This is a genomic window from Oceanotoga sp. (genome assembly GCF_030445905.1).
In the GTDB taxonomy this organism is placed as follows: domain Bacteria; phylum Thermotogota; class Thermotogae; order Petrotogales; family Petrotogaceae; genus Oceanotoga; species Oceanotoga teriensis.
In genome coordinates, this window is the sequence record NZ_JASUSU010000014.1 from 18,957 (window position 1) to 32,979 (window position 14,023).

Annotated in this window: 16 protein-coding genes; 1 reads left to right on the plus strand and 15 read right to left on the minus strand. The window is 26.5% G+C overall.

Features of this window, described 5'->3' with window-relative positions; translation table 11 throughout:
• Position 1: 1 nt before the first annotated feature.
• The 10 genes from flhA to PWP28_RS05840 are packed head-to-tail and all read right to left on the minus strand — an operon-like array spanning position 2 to position 9,240.
• Positions 2-2,098, minus strand: coding sequence for a flagellar biosynthesis protein FlhA (gene flhA / locus PWP28_RS05795; protein ID WP_308644409.1), 2,097 nt, complete (start codon positions 2,096-2,098; stop codon positions 2-4).
• A gap of 10 nt (positions 2,099-2,108) precedes the next feature.
• Entirely contained in the window at positions 2,109-3,248 is a 1,140-nt protein-coding gene (gene flhB / locus PWP28_RS05800) for a flagellar biosynthesis protein FlhB (protein WP_264150165.1), read from the minus strand.
• A complete protein-coding gene (fliR, locus tag PWP28_RS05805; RefSeq protein WP_109605746.1) occupies positions 3,170-3,937 on the minus strand; it encodes a flagellar biosynthetic protein FliR in 768 nt (255 codons plus the stop codon). Before fliR ends, flhB begins: the two co-directional genes overlap by 79 nt.
• 1 nt (position 3,938) lies before the next feature.
• Positions 3,939-4,205: a flagellar biosynthesis protein FliQ gene (gene fliQ / locus PWP28_RS05810; protein WP_109605749.1), complete on the minus strand. Its 267-nt coding sequence runs from the start codon at positions 4,203-4,205 to the stop codon at positions 3,939-3,941.
• A 4-nt stretch (positions 4,206-4,209) separates the two neighbouring features.
• On the minus strand, positions 4,210-4,977 hold the full coding sequence (gene fliP, locus PWP28_RS05815) for a flagellar type III secretion system pore protein FliP (protein WP_109605751.1): 768 nt from the start codon (positions 4,975-4,977) through the stop codon (positions 4,210-4,212).
• A gap of 19 nt (positions 4,978-4,996) precedes the next feature.
• Positions 4,997-5,371: a hypothetical protein gene (locus PWP28_RS05820; protein ID WP_109605752.1), complete on the minus strand. Its 375-nt coding sequence runs from the start codon at positions 5,369-5,371 to the stop codon at positions 4,997-4,999.
• Positions 5,371-5,736 (minus strand): response regulator, encoded by a 366-nt coding sequence (locus PWP28_RS05825; RefSeq protein WP_109605754.1) that lies wholly within the window; start codon positions 5,734-5,736, stop codon positions 5,371-5,373. Before PWP28_RS05825 ends, PWP28_RS05820 begins: the two co-directional genes overlap by 1 nt.
• Before the next feature lie 26 nt (positions 5,737-5,762).
• Complete coding sequence (locus PWP28_RS05830; protein ID WP_109605756.1) at positions 5,763-6,188, minus strand: chemotaxis protein CheW; 426 nt, start codon at positions 6,186-6,188, stop codon at positions 5,763-5,765.
• Between the two features lie 18 nt (positions 6,189-6,206).
• Complete coding sequence (locus PWP28_RS05835; RefSeq protein WP_109605758.1) at positions 6,207-8,279, minus strand: chemotaxis protein CheA; 2,073 nt, start codon at positions 8,277-8,279, stop codon at positions 6,207-6,209.
• A gap of 1 nt (position 8,280) precedes the next feature.
• Positions 8,281-9,240, minus strand: coding sequence for a CinA family protein (locus PWP28_RS05840; protein ID WP_158274878.1), 960 nt, complete (start codon positions 9,238-9,240; stop codon positions 8,281-8,283).
• A gap of 110 nt (positions 9,241-9,350) precedes the next feature.
• Between PWP28_RS05840 and nth the strand changes: the two genes are divergently transcribed.
• The gene (gene nth, locus PWP28_RS05845; RefSeq protein WP_109605762.1) at positions 9,351-9,977 is read left to right on the plus strand and encodes an endonuclease III; all 627 of its coding nucleotides are present in this window, start codon (positions 9,351-9,353) and stop codon (positions 9,975-9,977) included.
• A 12-nt stretch (positions 9,978-9,989) separates the two neighbouring features.
• Here the strand turns inward: nth and PWP28_RS05850 are convergent, their stop codons facing one another.
• Genes PWP28_RS05850 through metK form a run of 5 tightly spaced genes read right to left on the minus strand, consistent with a single transcriptional unit; the run spans position 9,990 to position 13,928 of the window.
• Positions 9,990-10,424, minus strand: a complete 435-nt coding sequence (locus PWP28_RS05850) for a hypothetical protein (RefSeq protein ID WP_109605763.1) — start codon at positions 10,422-10,424, stop codon at positions 9,990-9,992.
• Between the two features lie 13 nt (positions 10,425-10,437).
• Entirely contained in the window at positions 10,438-11,418 is a 981-nt protein-coding gene (locus PWP28_RS05855) for an NAD(P)H-dependent glycerol-3-phosphate dehydrogenase (RefSeq protein ID WP_109605765.1), read from the minus strand.
• A gap of 5 nt (positions 11,419-11,423) precedes the next feature.
• Positions 11,424-12,362, minus strand: coding sequence for a tRNA (guanosine(46)-N7)-methyltransferase TrmB (gene trmB, locus PWP28_RS05860; protein ID WP_109605767.1), 939 nt, complete (start codon positions 12,360-12,362; stop codon positions 11,424-11,426).
• A gap of 53 nt (positions 12,363-12,415) precedes the next feature.
• Complete coding sequence (gene rpsT / locus PWP28_RS05865) at positions 12,416-12,700, minus strand: 30S ribosomal protein S20 (RefSeq protein WP_109605768.1); 285 nt, start codon at positions 12,698-12,700, stop codon at positions 12,416-12,418.
• Positions 12,701-12,719: 19 nt separating this feature from the next.
• Positions 12,720-13,928: a methionine adenosyltransferase gene (gene metK / locus PWP28_RS05870; protein ID WP_308644410.1), complete on the minus strand. Its 1,209-nt coding sequence runs from the start codon at positions 13,926-13,928 to the stop codon at positions 12,720-12,722.
• Positions 13,929-14,023: the final 95 nt, after the last annotated feature.

Consider the following 14,023-nt stretch of genomic DNA (forward strand, 5'->3'; position numbering starts at 1 on the left):
CTTAAATAGCTATTACCTGATCAACATTAAGTGAGGTGTCAGCAGGTACTTCTTCATAAGCTATTATATTTATATTTTGTACAAAATTTAATAATACAGTTGATAATGGATATCTTATACTTTTAGAACATATTAATACTGGATTAAAACCTTTCATCATTAAATTTTCCAAATTTTTTGATAGTCTTTCTATTAGTATGTTTGTATATTCAGGTTCTATAGCTAAATATCTTCCTTCTTCTCCTTCAGCAATAGAATCTAATATCTTTTTTTCTACCATTGAATCTAAAGCAACTACATGTAATTGACCATCTGAAGATTTTAGTTGTTCACAAATTTGTCTACCAAGACCTATTCTTACATGTTCTAATAATTTTTCATGATCATTTCCATATTTATCAGATGATTCTATTAAATATTCAAAAATTAAAGGTAAATTTCTTATAGATAATTTTTCATATAATAGTCCCTGTATTATATTTTTTAGCTCGTGCATTTTTAGCATTGAAGGGATTAATGTGTCTACTAATGTAGAATTTTTTACTCTTAACCCTTCTACAAGAATTTCTAATTCTTTTATACCAACAATTTCATGAGAATATTTTTTTATTAATTCTGATAAATGTGTAGCAAAAACACTTGGAGCATCAACCACAGTATATCCATTACTTATAGCATTATCTTTTTCACTTTCATCTATCCAATAAGCAGATAATCCAAAAGATGGTTCTTGAGATTGAATTCCAGCTAATTCTTCAGATGCCATTCCAGAATTTATTGCTAAAAGTCTGTCAGGTAATAGTTCATATCTTCCTATTTCTACACCTTTTAATTTTATTATATATTCATTTGAACTCAATAAAACAGAATCTCTTATTCTCACAGGTGATATAACTATTCCAAGTTCATATGCAATTTGTTTTCTTACTATTGTTATTCTATCTAAAAGATCTCCCCCTTGGCTTGGGTCTGCAAGAGGTATTAAACCATAACCTATGTCTACTTCAATAGTATCATTTTGTATTACTTCAGATACTTCATCCGGACTTGTTAATGGAGGAGAAATATTTCTTGGCATTTGATTTTCTGATTGATTTAAAGAATTTTGTGGTGTAAAAGAGTCTACTTTTCCAGCACTCTCTAATAAATACTCTTCTGAATTTTTATTATTCATGATTGCAATTAATATTAGGAAAAAACCCAAAATTATTGCTGGTAATACTGGTAATGGAGAAAATAAACCTATACTTATTATCATTATCCCTGTTATATATAACACTTTTTTTTCTGATGCTAATTCTTTTATAACATCTGTACCAAAATTTTCTTTTGAAGCGGCTCTTGAAACTATCATACCAGAAGCTGTCGATATTAATAATGCTGGAATTTGTGCAACCAATCCATCTCCAACAGTAAATAAAGTATATAATTCTGCTGCTTCTCCTATACTCAAACCCTGCTGTAAAACTCCTATTAATAATCCTCCAAGAATATTTATAAGAGTTATTATTAATCCAGCAATTGCATCTCCCCTTACAAATTTACTGGCTCCATCCATGGCACCATAAAAATCTGCTTCTCTTCTTATTTCTTCTCTTCTGTTTCTTGCTTGTTCCTCAGTTATCAATCCAGAAGATAAATCAGCATCTATTGACATTTGTTTTCCCGGCATAGCATCAAGTGTAAATCTTGCAGTAACTTCAGATATACGTTCAGAACCTTTTGTTATTACTAAAAATTGAATTACTATTAAAATTAAAAATATTACTATACCTACTATAAAATTACCTCCAACTACAAAATCTCCAAACGCTCTTATTACTTTTCCTTCAAAAGCTTGACCTTGAAGTAATATTAATCTTGTAGATGAAACATTTAATGATAATCTTAATAGAGTTGTTATAAGTAATAATGAAGGAAAAGAAGATATATCCAACGCTTTTTTTACATATAATGAAGATAATAATATTATTATAGATAATCCTATATTAAATAACTGTAAAAAGTCTAGTAAGAATGGCGGTATTGGCAAAACCATCAATAGTACCATTCCAACTATTAAAACAGCTACTATTACATCCATACCCTTAAATTTCATTCTACACCCCTCATTTTTTATTAGATAATTTATAAATATAAGCTAAAACTTCTGCAACAGGTTTATAAAGTTCTTCTGTAACTTCTTCATTTATATCAACTTCTTTATATAAAGCTCTTGCCAAAGGTGGTTTTTCTATTATAGGAACATTATTTTTTCTTGCTACTTCTTTTATCTTATTTGCAATTTCATTTGCACCTTTAGCAATAACTTTTGGAGCATTCATCGTATTTGAGTCATACTTTATTGCAACAGCATAATGTGTTGGGTTAGTAACAATTACATCTGCTGTTGGAACCTGTTGTATCATTCGGCTAAAAACAATTTTTTGCATAAATTCTCTCTGTTTTCTTTTTATTTGCGGATTTCCTTCTGTATCTTTCATTTCTTCTTTAATTTCATGTTTACTCATTCTTAAATTCTTTTTATATTCATATCTTTGATACCAATAATCTATTAAACTGAGAACTAAAAGTGCTAATCCAAGTTTAAACATTATTTCAACTGATATTGAACCTATAAAGTATAATGAATAAATTAACTCTTCAGAAGATAATTTTTGAACTTCTGATATTCTTTTTGCAATTATAGAATATGAAATATAACCTATAACAGCTAATTTTACTATATTCTTAATGAGTTCAACTAATTTTTTTAAAGAAAATAAGTTTTTTAATCCTTTTACTGGATTGATTTTACTGAAATCAAGTTTTATGGCATTTTTTGCAACTAAAAACCTTGTTTGTAATAATCCAAAAAGTAAAGACATTAAAGCACCAGCAATAAATAATATCATTATTTTAATATAAATTCCAGAATGATATTTATATCCATATTGAAAAACATTTACTCCAACTATATCAGTATCAAGTAAAAAATAATCTTGAAAAATTTTATTTAAGTCCTCAATTATTCCTCCAGCAAAAAAATACAATAATCCTGAAAGAGTTAAAAAAGACATTGCCATGTTAAATTCTTTTGATTGAGCTACATTACCTTCTTCTCTTGCTTTTTCGATTCTTCTTTGTGTTGGTTCTTCAGTTTTATCTGGATCGGCAAAAAGTAGTATATCTATTTCGATAATAGAATCATCGTATTTTCTATCCAATGATATATTTCGAAAAAAAGTTTTGTGAATTGTTCGTTCCATGAAACTATCACCACCATATAAATTATAAATCCTACAAGCACATTTAAAGGTAATCCAACCATAAAAACATTCATCTGAGGCATTAATCTTGATATTATACCTAAAGCTATTTTAATAAATATCATAAATGCTATTATTGGCATAGAAAATTGTAACCCTATTAAAAGTATATCTGATATTTTACTTGCTATTATCAAATAATTTTCTCCATTTAATTTAAATAAAACTGGAACTTTATTAAAACTTTCTATAAACAAATTATAAATCAATATGTGACCTTTAAATATGAAGAAAGAAAAGGTTACAAAAATATAAGAAAATTGAGATAATATAGAGACTTCTTCATTAAGTGTTGGATCAAGAACATTTGCCATTGCAAAACCCAATTGAACTCCTATAAATTCTCCAGCAAATTGAACCGCATAAAATATAAGATTTGTAACTATTCCTATAGTTATTCCAATAATAAAGTTTACTATTAGATAATAGACTATCAACATCGCACTTGAATCAATTGGAAAGTTTGAATTGTCATTTAATAATATTAAATAAGATAAAAAAATAGCTATAAAAATTTTTACATTCCTTGGTACCATATTAGAGTTTATAAATGGAATATAAAAAAAAGTTCCTATTAATCTTGTTAATATAAAAAAATAAATCCAAAGTTTATAGCTTAAAAGCTCCAATTTAAATCATTCCCATATAAGTTGTTAATATTATATTTGTATAATCTGCTATTTCTTGTATCATCCAACCAAATAAAAAAGCTAATGCTAAAAAAGTTATTATTATTTTTGGAGCAAATGTAAGTGTTTGTTCTTGAATTTGAGTTACCGCTTGAAATATACTAATTATTAAACCAACAGCTATACTTATCAATAATATAGGAGTTATAGTAGTCAAAAAAACATTTATACCATTAACAAAAACTTCTATCATGACTTCTTCTGTCATATGATCAGCCCCCTCCGAAACTTCTTACTAAACTTCCTATTACTAAATCCCAACCATTTACTATAATAAATAGCATTATTTTAAAAGGTAGAGAAATCAGTACAGGAGGAATCATTATCATTCCCATAGATAATAATATACTTGCTACAACCATATCTACCAGAATAAATGGAATATATAATAACAAACCCATTTTAAATGATATTTCTAATTCACTTAAAGCAAATGCAGGTATTAATATTTGAAAAGGGGTGTCTTCAATATTTTGTATTTGTGTATTTGTAGAATTAGCAAGAAGTATTATATTATCTTGATTTTTATGATCTATTATTTCTCTAAGCATAAAATCTTTAAAAGGATTATAAGCTTTTTCAATAACTTCTTCATATCCAATTTCTTGATTATTATAAGGTATAATAGCTTCATTATAAACCCTATCAAAGGTTGGATACATTATCATTATAGTTAAAAAGAGTGCCAATGCAACAAGAACTTGATTTGGTGGTGCTTGTCTTGTTCCTAATGCTTGCCTTAAGAAACCCATAGTAACTACCAATCTGGTAAACGAAGTTAATAGCATCAATAAACCAGGAGCAATCGAAATTACTGTTATTATTAATACTATTTCTAAAACTGGATTTAAAGTATTAGGTTGTGTTTGTTGTATATCGATACTTATATCTGGTAAACCTATATTTTCTGAAAAACTCAAAATATTAATAAAAATAATAAACAATATAATAAAAATTTTTTTGTTTAAAATAGATTTCATTTATAGAACCCCTCTAATTTCATTTTTCATTTTTTTTCATGAAGCCTCTTAAAGTATCTTTAAAATTTATGTTATTTATTTGAATATTTTCAATTTCTGATTGAGTTAATTTTCTTATAATTTCTGTTGAATTATTTCCTATTAAAGTATAATAATAATCTTCATTTAATTTTAAAACTCCTATATATATATTTTTTTCTATATAGTACTTTTTTAAAATTTTTATTTCGGAATTTATTACACCATTTTTACTATATTTTATAATTATTCTATATAGTATATACATTATTATTATTAATGCAATCATACTTAAAAACCATAAAAATATAGAAAGTCCTCCACTGCTTTTTAGCAATGTGGAGGAAGCATTTATTGTTTCATATTCTAAGTTCATCAACCTTGCTCCAATTTTTGTATAGCCTCAATTACTCTATTTGATTGGAAAGGTTTAACTATAAAGTCTTTTGCACCAGCCTGTATAGCTTCAATTACCATTGCCTGTTGTCCCATAGCCGAACATACAATTATTTTAGCCTCACTATCTCCAGCTTTTATTTCTTTTATGGCTTGAATACCATCCATTACCGGCATAGTTATATCCATAGTTACAAAATCTGGTTGAAGTTCCTTATATTTGTCTACAGCTTCTTGACCGTTAGCAGCTTCTCCAACTACTTCATAACCGGCTTTTGTAACTATATCTTTTAATATCATTCTCATAAAAGCGGCATCATCAGTTATCAATATTTTTTTGCCCATTAAGAAGTGCACCTCCCAAATATTCCTTAATTATTTTTATTAAAATTTAAGACTTCTTTTATATCAAGGTATACTATAAGACGATTATTAACCTTTATAATCCCCTTAACTTTTCCTGCATAAATTTCATTGTTTGATTGAAAATTTTCCAATTTTTCTGGATCAATATTCAATACATTTTTAACTTCATCTACAAAAACCCCTATTTCTTCTTCATCAATCTTTAAAATTAATATATTTTCGAATTTATAATCTTCTGGAAGACTCAAATTTAAAATTGCTGTTAAGTCTATTACTGGAACTATTCTACCCCTTAAATTAATAACACCATTGATGAATTTTTTAGAGTTAGGTACAGGAGTTATTTCTTGCATATCTACAACACTTTCAATGTTATCAACTTCTAAAGCAAATTCTTGATTATATATTTGAAATGATAAGACATCTCTCATTTATTTTATCCCTCCTTTTTAAATTAAGGAACCTACATCTAATATCAATGCTATGCTACCATCTCCAAGAATAGCTCCACCAGAAAACTCTTTAACATCATTTAATAAGGATCCAAGAGATTTTATTACTATATCATCTTGACCTAATAATTTGTCTACTATTATACCATATTTTTTATTACCTATCTTTATTATAACTATGTTTTCTTGTGTATTTTTCTTTTCCTCAATTTCAAACATTTCTCTTAATCTTACTATTGGGATGACTTCTCCTCTTAATAAGAACACTTCTCTATCTTGTACTTCTTTTATTTCCCCATCACTCAATTTTTGAGTTGTATCAATATTTGCTATAGGTATAGCATAAACATGTTCATTAACAGTTATTAATAATGCTTCTATTATAGCTAATGTTAAAGGCAATCTTATTGTTACAACAGTACCTTTTCCTGGTTCAGAGTCCACAGAAACATTACCTTTTAAAGATTCAACAGCAGATTTTACAACGTCCATTCCAACTCCTCTACCAGAAAGTTCTGTTGCTTTTTCTTTAGTAGAAAGACCTGGCAAAAATATCAAATTATATATTTCATCATCAGCCATAGATTGAGCTTTTACTGAATCTACAACTCCATTATTAACAGCTTTTTTTAATATTTTATCTCTATCTAAACCTTTACCATCATCTGATATTTCTATAACAACTTCATTTCCTTCATGTCTTGCACTTAATTTTATAGTTCCTATTTTCGGTTTTCCTCTAGAAATCCTCACTTCTGGTGATTCTATTCCATGATCTAAAGAATTTCTAATTAAGTGAACCAAAGGATCTCCTATTTCATCTATAACAGTTCTATCAAGCTCTGTTTCTTCTCCTTCGATAATAAGATTTATATCTTTTCCAAGATCTTTAGCTATATCTCTTACTAATCTAGGAAATCTATTAAATACAAATGATACAGGAACCATTCTAACTTTCATTACAATTTCTTGAAGATCTAAAGTAATTCTTGATAATTGAGATAAACTTTCATCAACTTCTTTTATATTATATTTTCTCAAAGTTTCAACAATTCTACTCCTTGAAATAACTAATTCAGCCATCAAATTCATAAGTTCATCAAGTTTTTTAATATCTACTCTTATAGATTGTGATGTTTTAATTTTTTTCTTTGTATTATTGTTTTTATCTTCTTTTTCTTTTTTTATCTCTGATTCAGATTCTATTTCTTCTGTTTTATTCTCAATTAAATCTTTATTAAAAACATCTATATAAACATTTTCAATTTCTGATACACTTTTTATAGCTTCAACAATTTTTCTTTTATCAGCTTTTGTGACAATACCAAATAAAAGTTCATTATCAAATTTTTCTTCTTCTATATCTTCTGTAGAAGGATTTGAATAAACTATTTCTGATTTATATTCTTCAAATTTATGATATATCATATAAGCCCTTGCAAGTTTTAATTGTATATCACTTTTTAATATTATTTTGACAAAATAGAAATTTAATTCCTCTTCATCAGCTTTTTCTTTTATTTTCGAAAGTGTTGATTTTGTAATATCATCTATTTCAAAATTTATTTTAATATTATTTGAAATATCTTCCAAATCAACTTCATTTTTATTTTCTACAGTTTTAACAGATTTAGTAATTTCTTTTTTCTCTAATTTAATAGGTTTTTCATCGCTTTCTTTTTTTCCGCCAGAAAGCAATTCATTGAATTTTTTTGTTAAACTTTCAACATTTGTAGTATGTCCATTACCACCTTCAGATATATCATTCAAAGATTCATCAAGTGTATCTAATCCTTTAAACAATAAATCTATGAGTGTTTCATCTGCATTTATTATATTATTTCTAACTTTATCCAATGTATTTTCCATAGTATGACAAAGCTTAGCAAGTTCATCAAAACCTAATGTACCTGCCATTCCTTTAAGTGTATGCATAATTCTAAAAATTTCATTTATTAAGTCTTTGTTTTCATTGTCGTTTTCTAAATTGAGAAGTGCGTCATTTAAATTTTGTACATTTTCTCTTGCTTCTTCAAGGAAAACACTCAAGTATACATCCATTTCTCCCATATTATCCCTCCTCAATGGACATTAGATGTTGGGTCAAAAAATATATTGCATAGTTTTTAGATTTTTCTCTAATTTCTTCTCTATTTCCTGAAAATAGTTTATTTTTAACAATAATTTGTTTTTTTATTTTAAATGCAAAGTAAACAGTTCCAACTGGTTTTAGAAATGTTCCACCACCAGGACCAGCTATTCCACTAACTGATATACATACATCTGTATGCATTATTTTATATAAACCATCAACCATTTCTTTTACACATTCAGAGCTAACAGCGCCATATTTTTCTAAAGTAATCTTTTTTACTCCAAGTACTTGTTTTTTTATTTTATTAGAATAACTTATAATACTTCCTAAAAAAATATCTGATACGCCTGGATAATCAACTAATTGAGAAGATATCATTCCACCAGTACATGATTCTGCAGTAGATATAGTATAATTTACTTGTTTTAATTTATTTATCAATATTTGAGTCATAGTATTCTCATAAAAAATTATATTATGGTACTTGTAATATAAATCAAAAATAAATTGAATATTTAAATTTGTTTTTAATTTTATATTTAGTTGATTGTTTTTGAATTTTAAATCTATTAATTCTACAATTTCATTTTTCAATATAAAATCTTCAATTAAAATATTATCTTCACAGTATCCAAAAATAGTATATTCTTTATATTGTTTACAATTTATTTTATCATATATAATTAAAAAATTATCTAATTTAAAATTTAAATATCCGAAATTGTCTAAAATTTTACATTTATCAGGAATCATTATATTTTCAATATCTATTTTATCATATATTTTATTTATTGGTATCATTTTTTCGTTATAATTAGATGATATATGTAAAAAAAATTCTTTTAATATTTCTATTGAATCAATATATAGTATTTGATTTTGATTAAATTTAATATTATCAATTTGTTTTTTATTAACAATATTTATTATTTTCAAAATATCACCTCTATTATTTAATTTTACCATATATTTACTTTAATAATTATTTACTAGTGTTTATTTTTAAATTAATTTTTAAATTAATTTTTATAAAAAAGGAGGATATAATGAGAAATTTTAATAAAGAAGCAAAGATAATAATAGAAAATTATCCTTATTATCACGAAAATACCGATCCTTATGTAGTTTTAGTATCTACAGTTCTATCTCAAAGAACTAAGGATGAAAATACTGATAAAGCAACTAAACAATTATTTTCAGTTTTTAAGGATGTCTTTGAAATATCAAAAGTAAATCCCGAAAGTTTATATGATTTAATAAAACCAGCTGGAATGTTTAAACAAAAATCTGAAAGAATTGTTAAATTATCTAAAATTCTTGTTAATAAGTATAATGGAAATGTCCCTAATGATCTAGAAAAATTATTAGAATTACCGGGTGTTGGAAGAAAAACAGCGAATATAGTTTTGTATGTAAGCTTTGGTTTAAATGCAATGGCTGTAGATACACATGTACATAGAATTTCTAATAGATTGGGTTGGATAAGTACAAAAAAGCCTGAAGATTCCGAATTTGCTCTGATGAAAATTATTAATAAAGATTTATGGGGACCATTAAATGGATCTATGGTTGCATTTGGTCAAAAAACTTGTAGACCTAAAAAACCCCTTTGTAGTAAATGTCCTTTGAATTTTATATGCCCTTTTTTAAAATTAAATAAAAATCCGGAATAATCCGGATTTTTATTAAGGCATTATTATATTGCCACTTTTACCTTTTTTATTATTATTATTCATACTATCTAATCTATTTAATAAATCTGCTGGTGCAACACTTATATTATTTTTTTCTTCTTCATCCATCATTTTTTTCATCTTATCTTGATAATCTTTTATTTTATTCTTCATTTCTTCTAAATCATTGTCTACCCAATTTAGTATTCCTTTTGATATCTCTTCAATTTTTTCTTCTTCTATTTCTTGATCATTGTCTTCAAGTATATTATTAGCTTCAAATTCATCTTTTATAGCTTTATTTATTCTATCTTGAGTTAATAGTCCTTCTTCCCTTAATATTCTTAATGCTACATTTGTTCTAAATTTCATATCTTCCATTGATAATTCAATATTATCTAATTTTGCCATTATTATTTGAATTATTTGTTCTAAACTTATTTGCATATTTTTCCTCCTATTATTCTGATTTTAATTCTCTATTCATCAATTCATTAATAGCTAATTTTGGATCTGTATTATTATAAAGCACATCATATATTTTTGAGGCTATTGGCATATCTAATTTATTATTTTCTATAATTAAATTTAATGCTTGAATTGTGTATATCCCTTCAGCTACCATATGCATTGATGAAAGAATTGATTTTAAATTTTTTCCTTTTCCAATTAATTCTCCAACATGTCTATTTCTTGAATGTAATGAATTGCAAGTTACCATTAAATCACCTATACCAGCTAATCCATATATTGTGTCTTCTTTTGCATTATTTAAGCTCATATATCTTTTCATTTCTACCATAGCTCTGGTGATTAAAGCTGCTTTAGTATTATCCCAACCACCTATTCCGTCTATTACTCCCGCAGCTATTGCATAAACATTTTTTAATGCCCCAGATATTTCTACACCTTTTACATCAATATTTGTATATATTCTAAGTGATATATTTGAAAAATTTTGTTGAACTATTTCTGCAATTTTTAAATCTTTACTTGCAGCTACTATACCAGTTGGGACATCTTTTGCCACTTCTTCTGCATGAGAAGGTCCACTTAAACAAACATATTTATTAGTATTTAGAATTTCATAAACTATTTCTGATATTCTTTTTCCAGTTTTTATTTCTATACCCTTTGATAAATTAACTATTATTTGATTATTATAATTTTGTTTTATATTTTCTAATACTTCTCTAACAGCTTGTGAGGGTATAGCTATTACTATTATTTCAGATTGTTTTATACATTTATTTATTTCACTAAAAGTTTTTATATTTCTTGGAATATTTATACCTGGTAAATAATAAGGGTTTTGACCATTGTTTATATATTGCAAAACTTCTTTTTCCCTATTCCAAATACTTATTTCATGACCATTGATGGATAACAGTCTTGCCATTGCAGTACCCCAACTTCCAGCACCGATGACAGCTATTTTCATTTAGATCACTCTCCTAAATATTTTGCTATTGTTTCAATAGCATATTTTACAGATGGTGTTCTATATGGTGATGTCATACTATCTAATTTTATCAGCCATTCATCTTCTCTTTTTGTAACAGTTACAAAAAATTCTTGAGTATAATTATTATCTGAAGCTAATGTTTTTATTAAATATTTATTATTTTTATTATCGTAATAACTTTCCCTTATTATAACTTTTTTCATATCTTCTTCAAAAATATTATCCGATATTTCTTCTATTTTTTTTATATTTATTTTTTTTATTTTTTTATGTGGCATATTATCCTCTCCAATAAAATATCTTTCAATTGGTGAATAATTTACTTTTTTTATTTTAAGTAAATATTTATTTCTACCTTCATCATCCCATTTTTTTTCATATCTAGTTTTAAATTCTCTATCAAAATTTTTTATTATTTCTTCAACTTCAAATCTCTCATCTTTTTTAAAATTTTCATAAACTTCTTCAGCATACCAATCAACATCTGTTGCTAAATGCATTTCAGAATTATCTTTTAAAATAGCTGATAACGTATCTCTAAAATTTTTTACAAATATTCTTCTATTTTCATGTCTCTTTTTAGGCCATGGACAAGGGAAATTAACATAAACCCTACTTACAGATTTATCTTTAAATAATTCTGGTATTAAAACTCTTGCATCACCTCTTATAATTCTAACATTAATTAAGTTTTTTTCAAAAAATTTTTTTTGGGCTCTTTCACATGATAATAAAGAAGTTTCAAAGCCAATATAATTTTCTTCTGGATTTTTAGAGGCTAAATAAGCTAAGAATTCGCCACCACCAAACCCAATTTCTATATTTAACTTTCTTTTATTTCCAAATTCTTTTTCCCAATTAAAAGGATAAGTAATTATATTTTGTGAAAAAATTTCATATTTCAAACTTGCTACGTTCATTTTTAACCTCCTGTTCTCAAAAAAAATCCCCGGTTTTACCGGGGTAATTTTTATTATTCAGGAGCAACTTCTCCTAAAAATTTCTTTACTTTAATATGTAATCTTGATTTTTTTCTTGCTGCAGTATTTTTATGAATAACTCCTTTTGATTCAGCTTTGTCAATAGCTTTAAAAGCAACTGATAAAGATTCAAGAAGTTCTTCTCTGTTCTTATTTAACTTTATATTAGTGAGAACAGTTTTTGTTGTATTCTTTATCCTTGTTTTGTAAGATTTGTTAATAACTCTTCTTTTTTCACTCTGTAATACTCTTTTTTTTGCTGACTTGATGTTAGGCATCAATAAACCTCCTTAAATTTTATATTCCTAAGGCAGTTTTTATTTCAGAAACTTTGTCTAACTTCTCCCATGGGAACTCTATATCTGTTCTACCAAAGTGCCCATAAGCTGCTGTTTGCCTATATATAGGTTGAAGAAGATTTAAATTTTTTATTATTTGACCTGGTCTAAAATCAAATAATTCTTTAACAGTTTTTAATATTTTTTCTTCATCAACTTTAGCAGTTCCCTTCGTATCAATGAGTAATGAAACTGGTTCAGCAACGCCAATCGCATAACCTAGCTGAATCATTACTTCATCTGCTACTCCAGCAGCAACTAAGTTTTTTGCAACATATCTTGCCATATAATGTGCAGATCTGTCAACTTTTGTAGGATCTTTTCCTGAAAAAGCACCACCACCATGTGCTATCCAACCGCCATATGTATCAACTATTATTTTTCTTCCTGTTAATCCTGTATCTGCTTGAGGGCCTCCTAAAACAAATCTACCAGTTGGATTTACCAAAATTTTAGTTTCATCATTTATTAAACTCTCAGGTACTATAGGATTTATAACATATTTTATTAAATCTTTTTCTATTTGATCTCTTGTAACATCCGCACTATGTTGTGTAGATATTAAAATTGTATTAACAGCTATTGGTTTATTATTTTCATCATATTCTACTGTAACTTGGGTTTTTCCATCTGGTCTTAAATATTTTAAAGTTCCATCTTTTCTTACTTTTGCCAATTGATACGCCAATTGATGAGATAAAACTATTGGTGTTGGCATATATTCAGGTGTTTCATTAGTTGCATATCCAAACATTATTCCCTGATCTCCTGCACCTATTTTAGCATATGGATCAAAATCTTCTTTTCCAGATTTTGTTTCTAAATTTTTATCTACACCCATTGCTATATCTGCAGATTGTTCATCTATACTAACCATAACTGCACATGTTTCACCATCAAATCCATATTTTGCTCTATCATATCCAATTTCAACTATAGTTTCTCTAACTATTTTTGCAATATCTACATATGATGTTGTTCTTATTTCACCTGCAACTACAGCAACACCAGTTGTAACAAGTGTTTCTACAGCCGCTCTCGCATTTATTCTATTTTCTTCTGGTTCCTTTTCTAATATTGCATCGAGAATTGCGTCTGATATTTGATCAGCGACTTTATCAGGATGACCTTCAGTTACACTTTCACTTGTAAATAACCTTTTATTCATGAATTGTCCTCCCCGTTTGTTATTTTTTCCTTAATTATTATAACATTTTTTATAATATGTAATTATTAATTATAATTGATTTGTGTAAAATTTAT